Raw genomic sequence first — 20,986 nt, forward strand, 5'->3', positions numbered from 1 at the left:
ATCACCACCAGCCGGATCACCTCCGGCGAGGAGTTGAAATAGCGGAACGGGCTATGAGGCTTCTTCGGACGAGGCATGGTCCTGCCGTGCCCTTAGTTCCTTACCAGGTGGTGCATTTGCTCTGACACGGCCCTCCGCAAGGCATTGCATTGGGGACGGAAATGAGCTTCCTCTGCCCATTACAGTGAGCACGTCGTCGAGCTCGGTAAGGTGGTATGGTCCGTCCACCACCGCGCCGTCGGGCATACGGTGTTGCAGCATGAACCGTTGAGCAGTTACGACGAGAACAGGTGCATCGTTTGCTCGAGCCAGCTCTTCAGCCAGCTGCAGCGGGGATCCTTCGGCCATAGTGTCGCCGATGACGATCAGGTCAGGTGCGTGGAGTGCAGCCGCTTCGACAGCCTGGTGCTCCGCCCAAGCGTGATCGAACGAATTGAAGCCAAAAGCTTCAAGACGATCCTGGATAGCACGGCTGATGATAAGATTGTCATCGATGATCAGAGCGTGGGTCATGGTCGCACTCGCGCGTTGAGCTTCGTCTGTGAGCGCGCTCTCCAACGTTGGCACCTAGATAAGTTCCGGAGGCCCCAGCTCCTTAACATTACGAATGACCGGTGGCTGTGACCTGTCTTGTCGTCGCCTTGTCAGTCAGGAGCGAAAGCGTCGTCTTGGATCTCTTCGGAAGGTGTTGTCAGAGCAACTGCACCGAGCCGCCTGAGGACGTCATCTTCGTTTCGCGGGAGATGGAATTTTGGCCAAAGGCCTCCGGCCCTGGACTTAGCCTGCGACAAGAGCGAGACTGACAGCCTCACTTACGTACCGCTCAGATGTTAAGGTGCAGTAGCTCTGACAGAACCATCGGAGACAGTTGAGAAAATTCGAATCAACGACCGGTTTGTCCAAGGTCCGGCATGATCCTAAGGCCAGCCCGCGGAAACTGCGGAGCCATCCGCAACCTGGTCAATCCGCTTTGGCCTTGATCAATTCCACGGCCTTGGCGAGCGCCTGATCTCCGGCGACAGCGATGTCAGGTTTGACGCCGACGCCTTCCCAGTTGGTCTTGCTTATCGGATTGATGGCCCGTCCGCCTGGAACAAACACGCCAAAGTGGTCCGATAGCCTGACGGTGCCGCCCGGATTGGCGCCGCCCCAAGTCGATTCACCGACCAGTGTCGCGCGCTTCAGTTGCTGGAGATCATAGGCCAGCTCTTCACCGCCGGAGGCAGTTTGCTTGTCGGTAAGTACGTAGATCGGAACGTCCGCGCGAATCCGCCGACTGTCGCTGATGCTGTCGGTCCAATATTGCTTCGTGAGGTCGCCCTCGCGCAGATATATATCGTTTATGTGGGTTTTGGGAGGCAGCAGATAACTGGCGACCAATGCGACAGTATCCGGGCTACCGCCATGATTGCCGCGCAGGTCGATCACGATGGCTGCAGAATTGGCCAGGAAGGTCATCGCGGAATCGATGATCGGCGCAGATTTTCCCCCGTCGAGAAAGCCTTCGATGCTGAGGTATCCGATGTTCCCGTCAAGAACCTCGACCTTGCGGATGCCGTAATTGACTGACTTGAAATAGGCGTCGCGCTCGGCGCGTTCTGCGGCAGAGGGTTCCTTGTCGGGGTCAGGAACGGGTAGCGCTCGCGGCGAATAGTGCACAGCGAGGTGCGCGTCCTCGACGACAGCGTGAATGTCGTCGGTCATCGCATCGGCCAGCGCTTTTTGGTCGAGATTCGCATAACGGCCGGAACGATCCGCCAAGCGCAATTTTGCGACGATCGCCGAAACCTTGCCCGGATAGACATAGCCTTCAGCCAGTGCCCTGGAAATCCCGTCGATCAGTTCCTTACGTTCAGTTGCCGAGAGCGCCGGACCAGTCGCATTATCCTCATCAACCCCCGCCGAGGGCGCGGCATCGATGGCTTGGACAGGCATGGCACAAACGGAAGCAAGCAATGCAACGGCGGCAACAGTCAGGCGATTCATGCATCTACTTTCATATTGAGGCGGGTTGGAATCGGACGTCGGTCAAGCGAACTGACAATGGTGTCGAGGGTATCGAGAAAGGCGTCGGCGTTGCCGCTTCCCTCGTCGAGAACCTCGCGCATCACCCGGTTTAGACGATCGTTGAAACGCTTCAGGATCGCGGCCTCTTTGCGACCGCGCGCCGTCAGCGCCGACATTCGGCGCCGCTGATCGCTCGGATCTCCGACGGTGCGCACGAGGCCGAGTTGCTCGAGGACGCGTAAGGCGCGAACCATCATAGGATGCGAAAACTGCAGGGTCCGTGCGATAGCGACCGGACCCATCGGTCCGCGTTCGGCCAACAGCAATATCGTGGAAGCGCTACGCGGCGGGATGCTCAGCTTTTCTTCCGCCAGGGCTTCCCCGATCTCGTCAACGAAACGGTCTGAGAGCCGGCGGAGCCGGTGGGCGACGAACGCGGGACCAAGGCCAGTAACGAAATCCATATTTGCGGTAGAGCGCATCGAACATTACGTGTCAAGGTACGTGCCTAGGTACGAATAATTTTGTGTCGCAAGCACATTGCGGGACCGGCTCCGAGGACTGCCTCATCCAATGGCAACATTCCCCCTGTTGCGGACATTCAGCCAATGGCTGCTGTCGACCCATTGCGGACATTCAGCGGCACAGGCCTGAACAGCTGAGAATGGTCGACCCTATGCGATCCGCCGCGGGGCGCTCCTGAGCGATCGTCGCGAATGCACGGTCGAGGAACTGTGGCCCTAAGCGTGACTCGGCGTCTCAGCAGGGATAGGCTGTGCCACTGGCTGCCGCGACATAAGTGGCCCGGAAGCAATTCCAGGAGGAACGATATGGCCGAGGTTACCCGCAGGAATGCCATGTTCGTGGCCGGCGCCGGAGCTGCGGCGGTTTCTTTCGCCGGTGCGCCCGCGCTCAGCCAGGGCTCCCCGATCCCCGTCCCGGCGTTCGCCGGCAATCACCAAGTGAAGCCCCTCAAGTTCGACCCAGCCAAGCTGAGCGGCCTTTCGGAGAAGCTGATCACCTCGCATTGGCAGAACAATTACCAGGGCTCGGTCAAGGGACTGAACACGGTCGAGCAGAAGCTCGCCGCGGCCATGGCTGACAAGGACTTCCCAGGGTGTTGTCAGAGCAACTGCACCGAGCCGACTGAGGACGTCATCTTCGTCTCCCGGGAGATGGGATTTTGGCCAAAGGCCTCCGGTCCTGGAACATAGCCGGCGACAAGAGCGAGACTGACAGCCTCACTGACGTAACGCTCAGATGTTAAGGTGCAGTTGCTCTGACAGCACCGGCTTGCCACCTAGGCTGGTCGATTTAACCCCTCATCCGATCCGGAACGCTCGATCCAGCGAGAACCGTCCGCCTCCAAGAGCGATGAGGGGCAGCATCAGCCCGGTCCAGCTTAGGTGCGTCGGCCAGGCGTCGGGATAAACGAAGATTTCAATGACCAAGGTCATCCCGAGCAGAGCGAGCGCGGCATAACGCGTGAACAGGCCGAGCACGAGCAGGATCGGAAAGACGTGCTCCGAAATCGTCGCTCCGATCGCCGCGGCATGCGGCGGGATCAGCGGGAGGGCGTATTCGGACTCGAAAAGCTCGTATGCGCTGTCGCTGATAGTGAACCAGCCGTCGACCTTGGTTCGTCCCGAGAGAAAGAAGATCGCGGCAATTCCGAAACGCATGATCAACAACAGCAGCGACATCGGCAGCAGCCGGGAGGCAAGTATCGCCAATCGATCATTGAGCGAGGGGCGCGGCTCGGCGGCGTGCGGCATGGTGGCATCCATATGCATTGTGATTATCCCTTCATCTTGATCGAGCTGAACGCGCCGCTGGCGACGATCTTGCGGAAGGCGCGAGTGATATTGTCGCCGGGGTACAGGCGGGATGCAGCGAGCGCGGCTTGCCCGACCGTTTCGCCCAGACGCAGCCCGTGCAGGATGCGGTGTTCACACGCGCCGATGACCCAGGCGCCGACGGCGCCCTCACTCCGGGTGACCAAGATTCCCTCGGCCTGCCATTCGGGCGCGATCTCGGTCCCATCTGCAACGGGATGGGCGACCCAGATCGACGGCGCAGGAACCGCGAACCAGGCGATCCGCGTAGCTGGACGCATTGTCACCCGGCAACGGGTCCATTCTTCGGCGGTCAGCCGGGCGACGTCTTCGAGGCCGAACTCGGGCGCATCGGCCGCGAGATGCGCTTCGGTTCGCATGCGGTCGATCCGCGCCACGTCGGCCAGGTAGGGCAACTCGTCGGCGAGCGGGTGTTCGGCGAGCCATGACGGAAACGCACCGCCGTATCGGGCCAGGATCGGGTTGTCCGGCGGAACATCTCGGACGAACTCCTGCGCCAGCGCCTTCATCGCCTTAGGACCGACGAGGGCAGCGACCGTGGAGAAGTTATCGATAACCGCGGTGATCGCGCCCACGGCGACGGTGTTGCGGTAAACCGCCATCGCCGGATGGGCGAACGTGGCATGGTCGATCTGGTGCAGGAATTCCTGCTGAAATGTAGCAAGTTCACACATTGACAAGTTCCTCTCTCATGATCAGCGTGGCTGCGCGGTCGCGCTCGGCCATCAGGTCGGCAAAGGCGGGCACGTTTCCGTCGCGCTCGAGCAGCACGGGCAGCGGTCCTGTCAGGCCGAGCAAGGCCTCGAGCAAACCCCAGACTTCTTCGGAAACGGGCGCATCGTGGCTGTCGATCAGCAGGTCGACGTGGGCGTCGGCGCTGTGGCCGGCGATGTGGATTTCGCCGATCGCGGCGTGCGGCAGGGCCGCCAGATACGAGCGCGGATCGTAGCCGAGGTTATGCGCCGCGACGGCGACGTTGTTTACGTCGATCAGCAGCCCGCAGCCGCTGCGGCTGACGACTTCGCCAAGGAATTCGGCTTCGCTCCACTCTCCGGCGATCTGCAGGTAGTGTGCCGGGTTCTCGATCAGAATCGCGCGGCCGATCGCCTGCTGCACCGCATCGATGTTGCGAAGCACACAATCGAGCGCTTGTCGGGTGCGCGGCACCGGCAGCAAGTCGGGCAGGCAACGCGATCCGAAACGCGACCAGGCGAGGTGTTCGGAGACCAGCCACGGCTCGTACCGGTCGACCAGTCGCTTGAGCCCGGCGAGGTGCTCGGCGTCAGGCAATTCGGCACCGCCTAGCGAGAGGCCCACGCCGTGGAGCGACAGCGGCCTCGCCTGGCGGAGCGCGGAAAGCATGGCCAGGCGCGGCCCGCCGGGAACCATGTAGTTCTCGGCATGAACCTCGAACCACAGGCCGTCCGCCGACGCGGCCATGGCCTCGTCGAAATGTTGGGGCTTGAAGGCCACGCCGGCGGTCGGTTGCATCGGGTCAGGCCTTCGGGGTCAGCGAACCGAACCCCTTGGGGGTCTTGATCTTCGCGCAGGTGCCCTTGGCGACGTACTTCCAGGCATTCCCCTGGTAGTTCGCATGGCTGGTTCCGGCGCACGACGTGCCCGCGCCGGCCTTGCAATCGTTCTTGCCGGCCAGCGAGATGCCGTAGCACTTGTCCTTGTTCGGCTGCGGCTTGACCGGGCCGGCGTGGGCGGCGCTGGCGCCGAGCGCGGCGGCTGCCGCGGCGGCAATGGCGATATTCATCTTGTTCATGGCGTTTCCCTTTCGAATGGATCCGAGCACCCAAGGTGCATCGCTTCACTCGCCCACTCGGCGCGCGATGTCCGCTACCGGGAATGCATGGTTTCGATGCATCGAGCGTCACGCCGCGGCCGAAGTTTCGACCATCTGACCGCCCATCGCCTCGTGCAGCACGAAGCCTTCGAGCGGATCGACTTCCTCGCGCCACGGCGCCGCATCGAGCGTGCGCATCGTGTCGGCGTATCCGGCCGTCCAGCGCGTGCTGATGCCGGAGGGGCTGAAGTCGATGTCCTTCGAATGATCCTCGTAATCGAGGACTGGCGCGAGCAGGCGGATGACGTGCATTCGTGTCGGACAGCCGTAAGCGGAAAGCTCGGCGGCTTCCTGGCTCTGGCGCGCCTCGGGCGGCAGCATCGCCGAAAGTTCGCTGATGACATGGCGCAGGCGGTGGAGCTGGCGCTGCCGCTTGATGTGGCTCGACGAACGGCTCGAATACTGCACGTCCTTCTGACGGTTCATCACCTCCCAGATCGATTGCGGCTCGGGTCCATGCGGGTTCCAGATGTGAACCGCATAGACCATTGAATCGCGCCGCGGATTGTCGTCGAACACGACTTCGACCGGCGTGTTCGAGAGAATGCCGCCATCCCAGTAGAGCTCTCCGTCGATGCGCACCGCGGGGAACGCTGGTGGCAGCGCGCCCGAGGCCATGATGTGGCGCAGGTCGAGCGGCATGTCGCGGGAATCGAAGTAGACCATCTCGCTCGAGGTGACCTGCGACGCGCCGACGGTGAGCCTGACAGGGCCGCGGTTGACGAGATCGAAGTCGACCAGGTCGGACAGCGTCTCGCGCATCGGCTCGACCGAATAGTATCCGGCCTCCTCGGGCCCGAGCGGCGCGTGCGGGCTGGTGAAGGCCAGCGGGTTCGGGCTGAAGAATGTCGGGTGCCCGCCCATGATCGTCGCCATGTTGCGCCACATCGTCGAAAGCGAAGCCGGCATCAGCGATTCGAAGGCATGGCCGTGCTGCACCCGGCGCCAGAACTCCGCCAGCCGCTCCATGCGCTCACTCGCCGGGCTGCCGGCAATAATCGCCGCGTTGATCGCGCCGATCGACGTGCCGATAACCCAGTCGGGCTCGATCCCGGCTTCGTGCAGCGCCTGGTACACGCCGACCTGATAGGCGCCGAGCGCGCCGCCTCCTTGAAGGACCAGCACTTGCTGGCCGTGGTTGCGCAATTCGTTGCGCAGGCTGGGGTTGGCCATGATCATTCTCCTGAGATTGCGGGGGCGGGATTGCCGGTGATGAGCCGGGCGCCGCGTTCGAACGTGAGGTAGTTCCACAGCCAGCTGGCGCCGACGATGAAGCGGTTGCGGAAGCCGACGAGGAAGAAGATGTGCGCCGTGCACCACAGCAGCCAGGCGAATGAGCCGGAAAGGCGCAGCCGGGTGCTGTCAGTCTAATCGCAACTCGTCTCCGATCGGCGCAGCTGTGTCTTGATGGCGCATGGTTCATCCCATGAGGTTCTGCCACTCGGCCAGGGCGGCCGAGCGGCGGGTCTTGTAAGTCTGTCGATCGACGAGGTGGCGTTCAAGGTTGAAGTGGTTGTGGACGTTGGCATGGAGCGAGGCGAACTTCTGCAAGCTCTTCATCTGCCGGAACCGCAGCATCGCCCGCTCTCGTCGTCGGAACGGCAGGTGGCTGTTCTCCACCCGGTTGTTGGCCCAGCGGCCGACCTCCTGCTTGTCGGCGTTGCCGAGCTCGCTCATCGCGGCCTTGTACGAGCGCAGCCCATCGGTGGTAATCGTCTCGGGTGAGCCATGGCGCTTGAGCGCCTTCTTCATGAACGTCAGGGCGGCGGCCTTGTCCCTCGTCTTGGTGACGTAGCTCTCGAGCACCTCGCCTTCCTGGTCCACCGCTCGCCACAGGTAATGCATCTCGCCGTTCAACTTCACGTACATCTCGTCGAGGTGCCAGCGCCACTGCCTGAAGCCGCGCATCCGGCTCGCTCGCTGCCGGCGCACGTCTGCCGCGAACAGCGGACCGAACCTGTTCCACCAGTGGCGCACCGTCTCGTGGCAGATGTCGATGCCGCGCTCGGCCAGCAGGTCCTCGACATTGCGCAAGGACAGCGGGAAGCGGACGTACATCATCACCACCAGCCGGATCACTTCCGGCGAGGAGTTGAAGTAGCGGAACGGGCTCTGAGGCTTCTTCGGACGAGGCATTCCCCCGCCCTGCCCTCAACTCCTTACCAGCCGGTGCATTTGCTCTGACAGAGCCCGTCGGCAGGGCAACGTCGCGGGCTCTTGGCACTAGTCGATCGAAAATATGCTTCGCGCGAGGTAACGGACGCCGCCTTTGCCCCATGGCGGCCACTTCTCCGTCTTGACCTGCACAGGGTCGTTCCGGTCATTGTAGTAATAGATTACGCCGACGCGCCCGGCGGAGACTTCCCACGCGCGCGGATAGCCGATGTCCCAGCTGCCCGCGTCGTCCCGCACGATGATCTCCGGGCTCCAGCTCCTGCCGCCGTCTTTGCTGACTACCGCGCGGATGCCGGGCGGATCCATCCGGCGCCCGTAGACGAGGACCAGCCTGCCATCGCTCATCAGGACGGGCGCACTCGGAGCCCCGAAGTCGGTCGCGCGCGAGAGGAATTGCCAGGTGCCGCCGCCATCGTCGCTTGAATAGATCTCGGTCCACTGGGCAGCAGACCAATCGCGATCGCGCCTCAGAATGCAGAGCAGCCTCCCGTTCGGGAGTGCTACCCCTCGCGGGTACATGAATGCGGGTCCACCGTTGCGATCCGGCGCGATCGAGGAAAGGAAATGGAAGTCGGTCCCCGCCTCCGTGCTACAGTACACCAGCGGTCCGTTCGTGCCCGGCGAACCCTGGAATCCCGGCGTGCTCCCCGTCAGGAACAGGAGGCAACGGCCATCAGCCCTGACTGTCGCCGAATCGTACGCTGCGAGAGAGGCCAGATTATCCATCGGCAGCATCGCAGAGCGGGACCAGGTCCTGCCGGCGTCCTTGGAAATTCGGAAGAACGAATGACGCTCCGGCGTCTCGACCACGGTCTTGAGGTCCGCATAGAAGTCTTTCACAAGCGGGTCGTCCTGCATGTAGAGGTAGTTGAAATTTGTGACGAGGACGTTGGGGTCACCGAGATCGACCGGCCCGATCTCGCTCAAAGGTCCCGGCCGTCCGTCGATCCCCACCTGGGGGATCATCACATCGTTGTTGGGCCGCCGCGGATCGACGCTGACGACCTTCCAGGTCCGGCCGTCGTCGTCCGAACGCACAGTCGCTCCGCGCCTTCCACCGGGACTGTTGGTGACCAGAAATGTATGGTTGAGAAGGTCCGGATTGCCGGCAGCCGCGGCGGCATAATCCACGGTCGCAAGCGAGAAGTTGCAGATCAGGCCGCCCTCGGGAGTTTCCCAGAAACCGCGCGTGTAGGGATGGCTCGCGAACTCGCGCTCGTTCCGGTAGACTACCGCGTTGTCGATGTTCTTGGCCCAGCGCGCGCGGCCGAACTTGCGGATTAGCGGTGCGGCTTGCCCGCGCGCTGCGGCGGACACCAGGACAAGCCCCGCGGCGCCGCCGCCGACGAGCGCGCCGCGGCGAGAAAGGACAGGCGCTGCCCCCATCGCATCGGTGTCCGAGCTCACCTTGCCCTCCTTCATCTCAGCCGATCGCGCAGTAGGGCTATCGTCGCGGCCCAGGCCCGCTCGGCCGATGGACTGTCGTAAGCGGGATTGTCGGACAGTGCGAAGCCGTGGTTGCCGGGCATGACCACGACTGTTCCTTTCAGTCCGGCCGTCGCGAATGCCCTGGCCAGGTCTGCCTTGTCATCCGGCTCCCGCGCATCGGCGTTCTTGCCGATGGCCACGTAATAGGCTGCCTTGCTGTCTTTCACGAACAGGTGCGGACTATTGGGCCGGGCGGTGGCGATGGCCAGCGGCTGAATGGCCGCCACCGCCGCGATCCGATCGGGCGCGGCCCGGGCGGTAAGGAACGCGTGGACCGAGCCGATCTCGTACCCGACCGCACCGGCTTTGGCGTGTGTGTTCACCCGCGGCAGGCTGTCGAGGTAGGCGAGATAGGCCTTCGCGTCGGAGAGTATCCGCTCGTCGGTCGCCGTGCCGCGCCACTCCTTGTTGCGCGTCGCGAAGTCGAGCTTGCTGGCGGTCGTGCCGTCGAGCGTCATGCTGCGATAGAACGCGTTCGGGGCGAGTACGACATATCCCTCTGCGGCGAGCCTGCGCCCCATCTCGGCTATTGTTGGCCGCAGCCCGGCAAGGTCCCCCCAAAGGATAACCGCCGGCGCTTTGGCCTTGGCGGGTGTGAACAGCAGGGCATCGGCCCTTCCGTCCGGTGTGGTTATGGTGACAAGCTGCTCGCCAGCGGCCGCACTTTGCGCGGGAAGTGTGGCGCAGGCCGAGAGTCCCATTGCGGCGGCGACGACGAGGCCTGTCACGCATCTGCGCGTTATCCTCTCAGCAAGACCATGCATGTCCATGTTTTCTTTCTACTTGTGAGACGGTTCATCCGTTCGTGATTGTTGTCCGGCGCGAGCGGCGGCTCAGTCGATCGAGAAAATGCTGCGCTGCACGTGACGGACGCCGCCATTCACGTGGACCGTGTCGTCCTTGCTGTTGAAGTAGTAGATCGTGCAGATCCGCCCGTCGTCCATTTCCCAGGCGTTGGGATACCCCAGATCCCAGCTTCCGCCGTCGTCGCGAACGATGAGCTCAGGCCCCCAAGTCGCTCCCTCGTCCGCGCTCACCCGGGCACGGATGCCGGACGGCATCAGGCGATAGCCATAGACCATCACCAGGCGCCCATCCCTCTTGATGACCAGGCTGCCCGGCGCGCCGAAATCGTTGACACGGGAGAAGAACGACCAGGTCCGTCCACCGTCGTCACTCTTGTACAGTTCGGTCCACATCACCCCTTGCGGGCCGCGCTGGCTGCGCAACGCGCACAGCATGCGCCCGCTGGGCAGCAGGTAACCGCGCGGGTAGAACCAATGCTGTCCCGCGTAAGCCAGAGGCGGCTTCCAGTCACCGGCGGTATTGCGGAACACGTCCACCTTAGGCGTGACGAACGACAGGAAGTGAAAAGCGAGGCCCCGTGGGGGAAGCGCGAAAACACACGGATGACGATCGAATCCGTCGATGACTTCGATCAGCCAGATCAACGCGGTGCCGTCGGGCCGAATGAGGACCGAGTTCATGCCCGATACCGAATGCAGACCGTCGAGCGGCACTTCGAAGGGCTTACTCCACGTATGACCCCGATCTTTCGACACCCGAACCGTCGTCTTGGAGTTCGGGGCGGCGAATGCGGTGGCGTTATTGGCGATGAGGACGTTCTTGTCGCGGTAATCGAGGTGGAGGTCTCCCAGGTCCTCTGCGCCGGCCATAGTCCTGTCGATCTTGCCGAAGATGTCATCCTCCGGGCCCGACCAGGTCCTCCCGTAATCCTTGGAGCGGAACGAGAGCATCTTAGTGACGGCGCCTTGCCCACCGAGCTTGTTGTGGGCGATGGCATCCGCGTCGGGATAAGTCGTGGTCGTCGCACGGATCTGCTGGAGAATCTCGCCGTCGCCGATATTCCAGTATCCCATCACATGGGGCCAGCCGGCGAACTCGTTCTCCTTGCGGTAGACGACCTTGTGTTCGACATTCGTGAGCCTGCGCGGCGGAGCGTAGTCTCGGGTGCGAACTCCGCCCACCTGCGCGCTGACGGACGCCGAGTACGTCATCAGGCTGGCGGCCACGCCGCTCTTCATGACACTTCGCCGTGTCGCCCGGCCCATCGTGGACGTTTTACCCTCCCCCACAAGCAACTGCCGATCCACCGCGACGAGAGAACCGGTGCGCGTCCCCTTGTCACGGGCGGAAGGGGGGGGAGATCGCAACATCAGAAGCGCTTGCTGAAGCTCACGTACCAGGAACGCGGTTCACCGGGCTGCGCAAGGTCGACGGACAGCGCAAGGCGCGTGAAGATGGTCCTCTGAATGAAGTACTTCTTGTTGAGCAGGTTCGTCACGCCTGCGGCGATTTCGTATTGGTCCTTGTCGTTCTCGTAGGTGAGGCGACCGTTGAAGAGTGACCGTGCCGGCGTATCGAACTCGGGATAGTTCGAACTGTAGGCGATCTTGCCCGTCCAGAACCAGTCGAGGCGCGGGGTGAGCGAACCGGCGATTGCCGGGATGTCAAACCTGTATTGAACCCCGCCGCTTAGCGTCCAGTCCGGGAAGGTAAGGGGACGTCCCGTCGTGCTGCCGCGGTCGGTGTAGCCGAGTGAGAAGTTCGCTATGAGGCGGTCGATCGGCTCGACTGTCGCCTCGAGCTCGACGCCCCTGATCGGATCACCGCCCTTGACCGGATAGTTCCACGATCGGCCGATGCACTCGATGCCCACCGTCGAGCCGTTCGGCGGCCCGTCGGTCGCGGCGTTGTACGGCCGGCAGTTCGTGAACTGGCCCTCCCACGCTGTGCCGATCGGGCCGTCGGGGATCAGAGTCTCCAGACCGGGCTTGATGACCAGGGCGGTGGAGCTCGGATCGTATCGCGGTTCGCGTCCGCCGAAGGAACCGTTGCGCATCGAATAGGCCATCCAGAAGGCATCGCCGTTCAACCGCACGCGGCGGTCAAAAAAGTCGGCCTTGAAGCCCAGTTCATAGCTGATCAGGGCGGTCGGGAACTGCTGCTCGATCTGTCCGGCCTGGAAGATGCGGGTGTTGAAACCCGGCAAGCGGTAGCCTGTCGCCGCAGAACCATAAATCATGATGTCATCAGTGATCTTGTAGTCCGCGCCGAGCTTCCAGTCCCACCGGGTGTTCTTGATCGGCAGCGTGAAGTAGGTGCTGCTGCTTGACGGCACAAACTGGATCTGCCCCGCGGGCGTGGCGTCGAACTGGGCGGTGTAGTCGACCAGCTTCTTGTCGGTGGAGCGGCGCAAACCGCCGTTCAGGCTCAGGCCCTCCGCGAAGCTGAATAGTTCATAGGGCCGAAGGGTGACGTTGAGGTAGGCCGCCTTCGCATTGGGGTAGTAAAACACATCGTGGAACTGCTGAGTCCCGGCGGCGGTATTCTGGGGCTGGCCGCGCTCGGTCGCGGTGCCGTCGTAATAGAATAGGCCGGCGGTCCAGTCTACCCAGCCGTGCTGCCCGGTCAGGCGAAACTCGCCAGTCCAGTACTTCATGTCGTCTTCGTGATAGATGTAGGCGTCCACCAGCGGCGTGCCGTCGTAATTGGCGCCAAACTGGGTGTGGATCCGGCGCATTCCGAAGATGGCCAGGGCTTCGATGTCGGAAGTGATCCCGACCCGCAGCTTGCCGTTCAAACCCCAGTTCTCAACCGGAACCCGGCGCCCCCAGCAGTTGCCGCCGCGATAGATCGAGCCGTTGTAGTAGGTATTGCCGGAGATCTTGTACCCGCTCGGGAGACGGTCGCAGTTGGTCTCGTAGGTGCTGTAGATATCGTCGGTGAGGAAGCGTTGGTCGAAGCGGAACGGCGTTCCGGGAACCGAGTAGAGGTCGAACAGCGTGATGAGGTTGCGGTTCACACCGGGCCCGGAATTGACGATCACCCCGGTGTAGTCGCCGTAAGGGGCGCCGAGCGAGTCAAGTCCGCGCAGATGGCCCGCGGTCAGCTGCATGTTGATGTCGGTGACCTTGTCTGCCGCCCCTTCGTTGTTGGCGTAGGAATAGTCACCGGTGATGTTGAGCTCGATATTGTTCGCGGGTTCCCACCGCAAAGTGGCCCGCGCGGCGCGCACATCCTCGCCACCGGCGTGGTCGATGACGCAATTCTTGGGCTTCTGGACGCCGCCGGCGTAACTCGTCTTCGAACTCGCGAAGGGGTACGTACCGGCGAGTTCCGGCGTGCCGTTCTTGTACATCTGGCAACTGAAATCGAGGATCTTCATATATCCTCGCTGCCGCTTCGCGACCATCGAGACGCCGATCGCCATCGTGTCGCTGATCGGCAGGTTGACGCCGGCGCGGACGTCAGTGCGATTGCGGGAACCAGCCTTCATGTCGACGTACGCCGACAAGTCATCGAAGCTCGGCTTGCGCGAGACCATGTTGACCGCGCCCGAAATGGCGTTGCGGCCAAATAGAGTACCCTGCGGACCTCGCAGGACTTCCACGTGATCGAGATCGAGCAGGTCGAAGTTGGACCCGAACAGGAACGGGTAGTAGATGTCGTCGATATAGTACGCGACCGCGGGCTCCTGCGAGAATTGCGTGTCGACCAGACCGATACCGCGAATGGTCACCGAAACACCCGCGCCGTAAATGGCACCCTCCTTCTGGAAGGTCGCGTTCGGGACGATGGAGCCAAGGTCCGCGAATGTATTGACCTGGCGGTCTTCCAGGGCCTTCGCTGTTACCGCTGTGATGGCAATTGGCACGTCCTGAACGTTGGTGGCGACCTTGGTCGCGGTGACAATGATTTCGCCGTTAGCGCGTTCGGATTTCGGCTCGGCCGTCCCGGCTTTCGCAGCGGCGCTGTCTGCTGGGGTGGCAGCTTGGTCCTGCGCAAACGCGGGCTGCGCGACGAGAAGGGCGAGAACTGAGCTCGTCGCCAATGCCAAAGGCTTCCTCATAGTGATCCTACCCCCAAGCTCGAATTGGAATTGAAGCCTGAGTACCTAGGGGCCTGATTTTCGGCTTGACTGCTTGGGCCCAAGAACTTGTCGGAATTTCTTCCCGATGGCCGAGGCCCGGAACTGCTGAAGCCGGACCGTCTATTCCCCCCTACGCCAACAGTAAGCCAATGACGAAGCGTTTGTAATGATTAGTTTTTCTTGAGCGCGCGGACCAACCCAACGATCAGGTTCCACAATAAGACCGCGCGACCGCTCGTGCGAGTGGGACAGGTTTCTCCACCGCCGCATTCAAATGCCCTCGGACCAGCGACCATATCTCAGACCCGTTGCTGTGTTCCACTCGCCGATCACGAGAGTCCGTAATGCCCCTGCGCTCCGCCACGGGAACAAAGCAGGGACGGACCCTAACGAAGCGGAACGGCTGGGTGGTTTTGCAACGGCGCCGCATCGAAGGCCTTACCATTTCCGAGAGATCCACGGTGCAGCTTGGCTCTTGCTGGATCTTGCCAGCTTTTGACTGAGGTGGCGCAATCATTGGCACTACAATGGCAGTTGACGGTTCAGCCTTGCTTATGTCCGCCACGCCAAACATGCTGAGCGCCATACCCCTTCGGGAGCAACAGATGTCTCGGATCAATCACCGCCTTGCTGCGGCACTTCTTGTCGTGCTGGCGCCTTGCGCGCCGATACAAGCCGAGCCGCCAACCACGGCTCAGATCGATGGTGTCGAACGCGACGTGAGCCGAATGGAGTCGCTGCGCGAAGTAAAGGATCTTCAGCGCATCTATGCCCAATACGCACAGTTCGGCCTGTGGAGCGAAATGGCCGATCTCTTTGCATCGCAGGGCAGGATCGTCTGGGGAGACCAGGCTGTCACAGGCAGGAGCGGGATAGCCAAATGGCTCGCCGCCCACGATGGCCCGGTTACCAACCCTGGCGGGCTCAACATGGAGCTCATCGACGATCCCCTGGTCAACCTTTCCGCGGACGGTAAGTCGGCCAAGGGGCGCTGGCGCGGCTTGGCATTCCGCGGCGACGGCCAAGGCAGCGCATGGATGGAGGGCGGGCTCTACGAGAACGAATACGTACTCGAAGATGGTCGCTGGAAACTCGCCACGCTGCATTATTTCCCGCAGTACAAAGGCGATTACAAAACCGGGTGGAGCAACATCGGCCAGAAGGACTTGCCGATCGTCCCCTATCATTTCACCGTCGATGAAACCGGCATCCCCATCCCCGCCCCACAGGGCACGCCGCCCGCAAGCGGCGCCACGATCATGGCGCTATCCAGTCGCGTAGGCGAGCTGAACGACCAGGACGCCGTCCGCAATTTGCAGAACGTCTACGGCTATTACGTCGACATGCGTATGTGGGACGACGTGGTCGATCTCTTCAGTGATGATGGTGTGATCGAAATCGGCGGCAAACTTTACAAGGGCAAGGCCGGTGTGCGCCAGGCGATGACGCTGATGGGGCCGCAGGGGCTCAGCCGCGGCATCATGAACGACCACTTGCCGTTCGATACGATCGTCAAAGTCATGCCTGGCGGGTTCGAGGCTTTCGCGCGCGGAACGGAGCTGGCCATGATCGGCGATGCCGACGCGGGCACGTCGAGCTGGCGGGTGAGCGTGTTCCGCAACCGCTTCGTGCGCGAAGACGGGCTGTGGAAGATTCGCGAGATGCGGATCACGCCCGTCATGGATGCAGACCACGCCGAAGGCTGGGGCAAAGGCGGCCGGCTAGGCGCGGTCAAGCCGGCGATGCCCGCCTGGCTCGGGCCCAACCCCGCCACTGGCCAGCCGGTTGCGATAAATGGTTTCGCAATGGTCGGGGAACAGACGCTGACCGGCCGCGCGCCTTCAGGCTCCCGTGCCCAAACCACCGATCTGTCCGACGTGCGCCGCCGCCTGCTGCGCTCGACCGCGTGGGACGGGGCCGAGAACGTCTCGGCCGCCTACGGCTATTGCCTCGACGATTTCCAGTGGCCGTGCATGTCCGGCATTTTCGCCGAAAAGGGCAACAAGCAGTCGCCGTTCGCCGGCTACTACTTCGGCCGCGACCGGATCGCCGGCGCTGCGACGGCGATGTACGGCAAGACACCCGATCCTTCGACCGTATTGCGTCAGCGGCTTGCGATTCATTGGCGTATCGCGCCCGTGGTCGACGTTTCGCACGATGGTCGTTCTGCCCTGCTGAGGACATATCTGTTCCATCCCAACACCGCCAAGTACGATCCCGCCGCCCCAGGTGCGAGCCGGGCGGCGACGATCCAGAGCGGGATGTACCCCAACGACCAGGTCGTGCTCGAGGATGGCATCTGGCGCTTGTGGACCCTTACGATCGACGAGCCTTACATGACCATGCCGAGCTGGCAGGGTGGCTGGTCCGCGGCCAAGACACCGCCGCCGGGAGGCGGGATGCGCGCCAGCCCGCTGCTGCTGCGCTATCCCCCCGACCTGCTCCTGACCGACCTCGGTAAACGCGAAGAAGGGTTCGCTGGCGGAACCGGCACGAAGATCGATTGGCCCGGCATCCTCCCGATGTGGTTCCACTATCGCAATCCCGTAAGCGGACGCGTGCCCGAACACTACTGGCCCGACTGCGTGCCGTGCGAAGTGCGGCCGGAAGTACGGCTGACCAGCAACGGGTATGAAATGCCGCCGACCGGCCCCTCGATCGACGGGATCGAGCTGACGCTGCCCGATCCGGCTGGCGCGACCGGGGGCGCGAAATAGCGTGAGCCTGCGGCGACTGATCCGCCGTGGCACCCTCGCGTTCGTCGCGGTGGCGGCCCTGGCGACAACCCCCGCCGCCGCAGCCGATTGCGATCGGACCTGCCTCTCGGGCATGCTCACGCGCTACATCGCCGCGCTGGTGGCGCACGATCCGTCTGCGCTGCCGCTGACTCCGAACGCGCGCTTCACCGAAGATTCGCGCGTCCTCAAGCTCGGCGAAGGGCTTTGGCGGACGGTGACGCGAAACGGCGAATTCCGGCACGATTACCTCGATGAGAAAAAGCACGTCGCAGTCGCCCACGTCGAACTGTTCGAGGGCTCGAGGTCGGTCCTCTACTCGGTCGCGCTCCATATGGATGGTGCGCGGATCGCCGGGATCGAGACCTTGGCCCAGCGGGTTACGCCCGACTCCCGTTTCCAACCGACCGAGCTCGGCGCATCGATCCGCGGAATGAACGACCCAGTCCCGTCTGGCAAAGGGCAATCACGAACCGCGCTGATCGCCACCGCCCTGACTTACGCCGACGGTCTGCGACGAGGCGATTTCACGGACGCCGGCACGCCTTTCGCGCACGATGCCTACCGGGTCGAAAATGGCGTGATTACCGCCGGCCATGGCTGCAAGCTGAGCGATTGCGGCATGTACAGCCAGCGGATCATGGTTCATCCGGGCCTGCTGGCGAGCGTCGTCGCTGTCGATGAACATGCGGGCACCGTCGTGTTGTGGATGAATTTCGGCTTCACGGATTCGTATGGTCCGGGCAAGGCCCTGCTGACATACGAGGCGTTCAAGGTCTGGGGCGGTGAAATCCATGCGATCAACGCGTTTTTCGAGCCGCTGCCGATTTCCACCCCGCGCGGGTGGAAATCGGCCGAGCCGCCCGTGCAGCGCTGATCTGCGGGGCCATAGTCTCCCCCATGCGCGGCTGCTGACGACATGATGGAAACTCACATGGATACCTCAGACACGCTCTTTGCCCTTGCCGGCAAGATCGCGCTGGTCACCGGCGGCGGCCGAGGCATTGGGGCGATGATCGCCGGGGGACTCGTCAGGCGCGGGGTGAAAACCTACATCACGGGGCGCGACCTTGGCCAGGTCACGGCTTTCGCCCAGCAGCTTGCCGACAGCGGCGGCGAATGCATCGGCCTTGTCGCCGAATTGAGCGAGGCCGGGAGCCCCGCGGCCCTCGCGGCGCAAATCGCCGAGCGCGAGGACCGGCTGCACATTCTGGTCAACAATGCCGGCGCAAACGCGGCCGGGAGCCTGGCCGAGATGACCGTAAGCGACTGGGATCTGGTGATGGATGTGAACGTTCGCGCAGCGTTCTTCCTCGCGCAACACTTGCTTCCGCAGCTCAAGGCCGCGGCGCGGGACGAAGATCCGGCGCGGATCATAAACGTCGGATCGATTGGGGGTCTGCATATTCCCAACTGGGAGGCGCACGCCTACAACACGTCGAAGGCGGCGATTCATCACCTGACCCGCTCGCTGTGCAAGGCGCTGGGCAAGGACCGGGTAACGGTCAACGCCATCGCGCCGGGACCATTTCCTTCAGGCCTGACAGACACCCGTTCCGAGAGAGTCAGGGCGAGCGTTGCGACCTTTGTTCCGCTTGGCCGTGCGGGGACGGCCGAGGACGCCGAAGGGGCGGTCGTATTCCTTGCGTCGCGCGCCGGTGCCTATGTCAATGGCGCCATCCTGCCGCTCGACGGGGGCTACATCGCCGCCCTCTAGGCGGGCTCGAGAATCTAGGCTTGCTGGCGGCCGCATCGGCTGTTCCTTCGATGATCAACAGAGGGCTTCTGACCGACGCGTGCCTGAGCGGTGCGATGTCCGAACACTCCTCGGAGTATTCGAAGGCTTTGGCGCGATCGAGGCTCGCGAATTCGATGATCATGACCCGCCCCGCTGGCGGATCGCCCTCCACTGCGATGGTCCTGCCTCCCCAGGTCAGAAAGTTGCCACCATACTTCTGGATGATCGAAAAGCGGTCTTCGCATAGTTGCGCTAGGCCGCGAGGTCCTTCACGTCGACCTCGGCAACGATGTAGACCTTCGGCGGCGGCGGCCAAATACCCGAGGAGAGACCGCCGGTGGCGTAAGTCGTCAGGGCAAGGCCGGCGACAAGCGGGGCGAACAACTTCAGGTGCATGGGTATCGGCCTCAACTAATCTGGCTCAGATGCAACCAGCCGGGCCGTTAGCTGGTCGATGTCCGGCTGGCGCAATTTGGCCTTGTGCCGGGAGCTACGCGCAAGGCCTCGACGTGACGCCGGGCGTTGTCGACGTAATGCCGCGCCTGCGTCGCCATAGTGCCGCGCTCATGCGCGGTCAGGTTGCGCCGAAAGGTGGCGGGTCGACCAGTCCATAACTGCGCTTCAGGAATGTGCTTTCCGGGCGTGAGCATGGCTCCGGCCGCGAGCATCGCCCCGACGCCAATCCTGCAATCGTCCATTACAATCGCGCCCATGCCGACGAAGGCATCGTCTTCCACCGCGCAACCATGCAGGATGGCCATGTGGCCAACCAGTACGTCCTTGCCCACGATCGTTGGTAGACCCGCACCACCTGGCCGCGGGCCTTCGACATGGACGATCGTCCCGTCCTGCAGGTTCGAGCGCGCCCCGATGACGATTCGGTTGATGTCGCCGCGCAGGACGCAATTGTACCAGACGCTCGCATCGGGCCCGATTTCGACGTCACCGATGATGCGCGCACCCGGAGCTACAAAGGCGCTTGCGTGTATGCGCGGGGTCTTGCCATCGAATGGAAGGATGGTTGCCCAATCGCTCATGACTGCATCAGACTGTCGCAGTGCCTGCCGTATCGAGTCGGTAGATGCGCGCCGCGTTGTCGTGAAGGAATTTGCGCTTGTCGGCCTCGGAAAGTTCGGCGGCGGCTTCGCGGGCCATGGAAACCTTGGTGGCGTAATCCCATAACATGCTTTGACCGACGTCCGATCCCCAGACCAGCCGGTCGGGCCCGAACACGTCGACCATCCGGCGAACCAGTCCGGCAGAACCGACATTCGCCTTCACCAGCCGCTCCATGTTGATCTCGGTGATCTTGAAATAGACATTCGGCACGTCGGCAAAGATCGCGATCGTGCCTGCTATGCCGTAATCGGGCGGCGGCGGCATGGACACGACCTCCCCCGCCTGTTCGCGCAGGGCGAGCTCGTACTGCGACATACCGTATGGCATCGCGCCGTGATCGAGCACGATTGGCAAGTCCGAATACGTCTTCGCGATCAGCTTGATAAGCGGCAGGACGTAGGAAAGCTGGTTGTCGAACACGATGATCGTCACCGGCGTCCCGAGATCCGCGCACGCCTCCCAGATTTTCATGGCCGTCGGTGAACTCATCCACCGGGTATCGAGTATCCATGGCCGGCTGTTCGCCATGCGGAATCCGGCAACCCCATCCTCCCGCACCATCCGGCGATAGGCATCGGGCGTGGCAGGGTCCTGAGTATCGAGGATTACGATCGGGTGGAAGCGGTCAGGAAATCGGCGCGCCGAATCTAGAATGTAACTGTTGTCGTAGCCGTAAACATGCCCGCGCTGGACCAGGCAGGCATGGTCCACGCCGTGTCGGTCCATGAGCTTCAGAAGCGCTTCCGCGGTCACCGTGAAATCTGGGCGCTCCGGAACCGGCAGGTCGGCAGTGAAGGGGCGGGCGCGATAAGTGTCCCAATCGTCGGCTATCAGATGAGCATGCGTGTCCAGTAGTTTGGCCGACATACTCAACAATTCCTCGCAATTCGGAGCGTTTAACGCCCCGGCTTCACATCGACCGTCTCGCGCATGGGCTCAAGACTTGCGCACCGATGGGCCCGGCGCTGAACGTCGATTACGGCGTGTGGGGTCCGAGTAGCTTGCCTGCCGGGGCCGGATAACTTGCTTGCCTGCATTCGACGATGACTCTGGCGCGCGGGCAACGGGATCAAGCCCCAATTGATGCGGGGGATCATGGTCGAACTTCGTTTTGAACGAGAA

General features: G+C 62.8%; 21 protein-coding genes. 4 read left to right on the top strand and 17 right to left on the bottom strand.

Annotated features, from left to right (window positions below; translation table 11 throughout):
• Positions 1 to 51: 51 nt before the first annotated feature.
• The 3 genes from G7B69_RS12860 to G7B69_RS12870 form a co-directional block, all read right to left on the bottom strand.
• Positions 52 to 513: a response regulator gene (locus tag G7B69_RS12860; protein ID WP_166179919.1), complete on the bottom strand. Its 462-nt coding sequence runs from the start codon at positions 511 to 513 to the stop codon at positions 52 to 54.
• Positions 514 to 960: 447 nt separating this feature from the next.
• Positions 961 to 1,986 (bottom strand): S41 family peptidase, encoded by a 1,026-nt coding sequence (locus tag G7B69_RS12865; protein WP_166179920.1) that lies wholly within the window; start codon positions 1,984 to 1,986, stop codon positions 961 to 963.
• Positions 1,983 to 2,471, bottom strand: coding sequence for a MarR family winged helix-turn-helix transcriptional regulator (locus G7B69_RS12870; RefSeq protein ID WP_166179921.1), 489 nt, complete (start codon positions 2,469 to 2,471; stop codon positions 1,983 to 1,985). Before G7B69_RS12870 ends, G7B69_RS12865 begins: the two co-directional genes overlap by 4 nt.
• Positions 2,472 to 2,837: 366 nt before the next feature.
• Here G7B69_RS12870 and G7B69_RS16865 point away from each other — a divergent pair, with 366 nt between their 5' ends.
• Positions 2,838 to 3,221, top strand: coding sequence for a hypothetical protein (locus G7B69_RS16865; RefSeq protein ID WP_243415169.1), 384 nt, complete (start codon positions 2,838 to 2,840; stop codon positions 3,219 to 3,221).
• A gap of 108 nt (positions 3,222 to 3,329) precedes the next feature.
• Here G7B69_RS16865 and G7B69_RS12880 read toward each other — a convergent pair whose 3' ends face one another.
• The 10 genes from G7B69_RS12880 to G7B69_RS12925 all read right to left on the bottom strand — a co-directional run bounded on the left by G7B69_RS12880 (position 3,330) and on the right by G7B69_RS12925 (position 14,233).
• On the bottom strand, positions 3,330 to 3,710 hold the full coding sequence (locus G7B69_RS12880) for a DoxX family protein (protein ID WP_423717952.1): 381 nt from the start codon (positions 3,708 to 3,710) through the stop codon (positions 3,330 to 3,332).
• A gap of 95 nt (positions 3,711 to 3,805) precedes the next feature.
• Positions 3,806 to 4,537, bottom strand: coding sequence for an HvfC/BufC N-terminal domain-containing protein (locus G7B69_RS12885; RefSeq protein WP_166179923.1), 732 nt, complete (start codon positions 4,535 to 4,537; stop codon positions 3,806 to 3,808).
• Entirely contained in the window at positions 4,530 to 5,354 is an 825-nt protein-coding gene (gene bufB, locus G7B69_RS12890; RefSeq protein ID WP_166179924.1) for an MNIO family bufferin maturase, read from the bottom strand. Before bufB ends, G7B69_RS12885 begins: the two co-directional genes overlap by 8 nt.
• A gap of 4 nt (positions 5,355 to 5,358) precedes the next feature.
• Positions 5,359 to 5,634 carry a BufA1 family periplasmic bufferin-type metallophore gene (locus G7B69_RS12895; protein WP_166179925.1) on the bottom strand — a complete coding sequence of 92 codons (276 nt, stop codon included), beginning with the start codon at positions 5,632 to 5,634 and terminating at the stop codon, positions 5,359 to 5,361.
• 108 nt (positions 5,635 to 5,742) lie between these two features.
• Complete coding sequence (locus tag G7B69_RS12900) at positions 5,743 to 6,888, bottom strand: DUF3734 domain-containing protein (protein WP_207786020.1); 1,146 nt, start codon at positions 6,886 to 6,888, stop codon at positions 5,743 to 5,745.
• Positions 6,889 to 7,134: 246 nt separating this feature from the next.
• Positions 7,135 to 7,851, bottom strand: a complete 717-nt coding sequence (locus G7B69_RS12905) for an IS6 family transposase (protein WP_166179927.1) — start codon at positions 7,849 to 7,851, stop codon at positions 7,135 to 7,137.
• Between the two features lie 87 nt (positions 7,852 to 7,938).
• Complete coding sequence (locus tag G7B69_RS12910) at positions 7,939 to 9,297, bottom strand: sialidase family protein (RefSeq protein ID WP_166179928.1); 1,359 nt, start codon at positions 9,295 to 9,297, stop codon at positions 7,939 to 7,941.
• Between the two features lie 11 nt (positions 9,298 to 9,308).
• Positions 9,309 to 10,148, bottom strand: coding sequence for a dienelactone hydrolase family protein (locus G7B69_RS12915; RefSeq protein ID WP_166179929.1), 840 nt, complete (start codon positions 10,146 to 10,148; stop codon positions 9,309 to 9,311).
• Between the two features lie 63 nt (positions 10,149 to 10,211).
• Positions 10,212 to 11,423, bottom strand: a complete 1,212-nt coding sequence (locus G7B69_RS12920; protein ID WP_166179930.1) for a sialidase family protein — start codon at positions 11,421 to 11,423, stop codon at positions 10,212 to 10,214.
• Between the two features lie 131 nt (positions 11,424 to 11,554).
• Entirely contained in the window at positions 11,555 to 14,233 is a 2,679-nt protein-coding gene (locus tag G7B69_RS12925) for a TonB-dependent receptor (protein WP_166179931.1), read from the bottom strand.
• Between the two features lie 644 nt (positions 14,234 to 14,877).
• Here G7B69_RS12925 and G7B69_RS12930 point away from each other — a divergent pair.
• Genes G7B69_RS12930 through G7B69_RS12940 form a run of 3 tightly spaced genes read left to right on the top strand, consistent with a single transcriptional unit; the run spans position 14,878 to position 18,724 of the window.
• Positions 14,878 to 16,989 (top strand): nuclear transport factor 2 family protein, encoded by a 2,112-nt coding sequence (locus G7B69_RS12930; protein ID WP_166179932.1) that lies wholly within the window; start codon positions 14,878 to 14,880, stop codon positions 16,987 to 16,989.
• A gap of 1 nt (position 16,990) precedes the next feature.
• Positions 16,991 to 17,884: a DUF8021 domain-containing protein gene (locus G7B69_RS12935; protein WP_166179933.1), complete on the top strand. Its 894-nt coding sequence runs from the start codon at positions 16,991 to 16,993 to the stop codon at positions 17,882 to 17,884.
• Positions 17,885 to 17,941: 57 nt separating this feature from the next.
• Positions 17,942 to 18,724: an SDR family oxidoreductase gene (locus G7B69_RS12940; RefSeq protein WP_166179935.1), complete on the top strand. Its 783-nt coding sequence runs from the start codon at positions 17,942 to 17,944 to the stop codon at positions 18,722 to 18,724.
• Here the strand turns inward: G7B69_RS12940 and G7B69_RS17055 are convergent.
• From G7B69_RS17055 to G7B69_RS12960, 4 genes are read right to left on the bottom strand one after another with little or no spacing between them, the layout of a single operon-like run.
• A complete protein-coding gene (locus G7B69_RS17055; RefSeq protein WP_166179937.1) occupies positions 18,675 to 19,061 on the bottom strand; it encodes a DUF1330 domain-containing protein in 387 nt (128 codons plus the stop codon). The genes G7B69_RS12940 and G7B69_RS17055 overlap by 50 nt on opposite strands.
• Positions 18,998 to 19,141, bottom strand: a complete 144-nt coding sequence (locus G7B69_RS12950) for a hypothetical protein (RefSeq protein ID WP_166179939.1) — start codon at positions 19,139 to 19,141, stop codon at positions 18,998 to 19,000. The genes G7B69_RS17055 and G7B69_RS12950 overlap by 64 nt, the downstream gene beginning before the upstream one ends.
• 47 nt (positions 19,142 to 19,188) lie before the next feature.
• A complete protein-coding gene (locus tag G7B69_RS12955; protein WP_166179941.1) occupies positions 19,189 to 19,782 on the bottom strand; it encodes a gamma carbonic anhydrase family protein in 594 nt (197 codons plus the stop codon).
• A gap of 7 nt (positions 19,783 to 19,789) precedes the next feature.
• Positions 19,790 to 20,731: an amidohydrolase family protein gene (locus G7B69_RS12960; protein WP_166179943.1), complete on the bottom strand. Its 942-nt coding sequence runs from the start codon at positions 20,729 to 20,731 to the stop codon at positions 19,790 to 19,792.
• Positions 20,732 to 20,986 lie beyond the last annotated feature (255 nt).

The organism is Croceibacterium segetis (assembly GCF_011320115.1).
Taxonomy (GTDB): Bacteria; Pseudomonadota; Alphaproteobacteria; order Sphingomonadales; family Sphingomonadaceae; genus Croceibacterium_B; species Croceibacterium_B segetis.

Bases quoted from the DNA above. Each gene is read 5' to 3' on its own strand.
- G7B69_RS12905 (WP_166179927.1), bottom strand. From the start codon at position 7,851: ATGCCTCGTCCGAAGAAGCCTCAGAGCCCGTTCCGCTACTTCAACTCC.
- G7B69_RS12960 (WP_166179943.1), bottom strand. From the start codon at position 20,731: ATGTCGGCCAAACTACTGGACACGCATGCTCATCTGATAGCCGACGAT.
- G7B69_RS16865 (WP_243415169.1), top strand. From the start codon at position 2,838: ATGGCCGAGGTTACCCGCAGGAATGCCATGTTCGTGGCCGGCGCCGGA.
- G7B69_RS12955 (WP_166179941.1), bottom strand. From the start codon at position 19,782: ATGAGCGATTGGGCAACCATCCTTCCATTCGATGGCAAGACCCCGCGC.
- G7B69_RS12940 (WP_166179935.1), top strand. From the start codon at position 17,942: ATGGATACCTCAGACACGCTCTTTGCCCTTGCCGGCAAGATCGCGCTG.
- G7B69_RS12920 (WP_166179930.1), bottom strand. From the start codon at position 11,423: ATGAAGAGCGGCGTGGCCGCCAGCCTGATGACGTACTCGGCGTCCGTC.
- G7B69_RS12915 (WP_166179929.1), bottom strand. From the start codon at position 10,148: ATGGACATGCATGGTCTTGCTGAGAGGATAACGCGCAGATGCGTGACA.
- G7B69_RS12880 (WP_423717952.1), bottom strand. From the start codon at position 3,710: ATGTCGCTGCTGTTGTTGATCATGCGTTTCGGAATTGCCGCGATCTTC.
- G7B69_RS12860 (WP_166179919.1), bottom strand. From the start codon at position 513: ATGACCCACGCTCTGATCATCGATGACAATCTTATCATCAGCCGTGCT.
- G7B69_RS12870 (WP_166179921.1), bottom strand. From the start codon at position 2,471: ATGGATTTCGTTACTGGCCTTGGTCCCGCGTTCGTCGCCCACCGGCTC.
- G7B69_RS12900 (WP_207786020.1), bottom strand. From the start codon at position 6,888: ATGGCCAACCCCAGCCTGCGCAACGAATTGCGCAACCACGGCCAGCAA.
- G7B69_RS12930 (WP_166179932.1), top strand. From the start codon at position 14,878: ATGTCTCGGATCAATCACCGCCTTGCTGCGGCACTTCTTGTCGTGCTG.
- G7B69_RS12885 (WP_166179923.1), bottom strand. From the start codon at position 4,537: ATGTGTGAACTTGCTACATTTCAGCAGGAATTCCTGCACCAGATCGAC.
- G7B69_RS12865 (WP_166179920.1), bottom strand. From the start codon at position 1,986: ATGAATCGCCTGACTGTTGCCGCCGTTGCATTGCTTGCTTCCGTTTGT.
- bufB (WP_166179924.1), bottom strand. From the start codon at position 5,354: ATGCAACCGACCGCCGGCGTGGCCTTCAAGCCCCAACATTTCGACGAG.
- G7B69_RS12895 (WP_166179925.1), bottom strand. From the start codon at position 5,634: ATGAACAAGATGAATATCGCCATTGCCGCCGCGGCAGCCGCCGCGCTC.
- G7B69_RS12950 (WP_166179939.1), bottom strand. From the start codon at position 19,141: ATGCACCTGAAGTTGTTCGCCCCGCTTGTCGCCGGCCTTGCCCTGACG.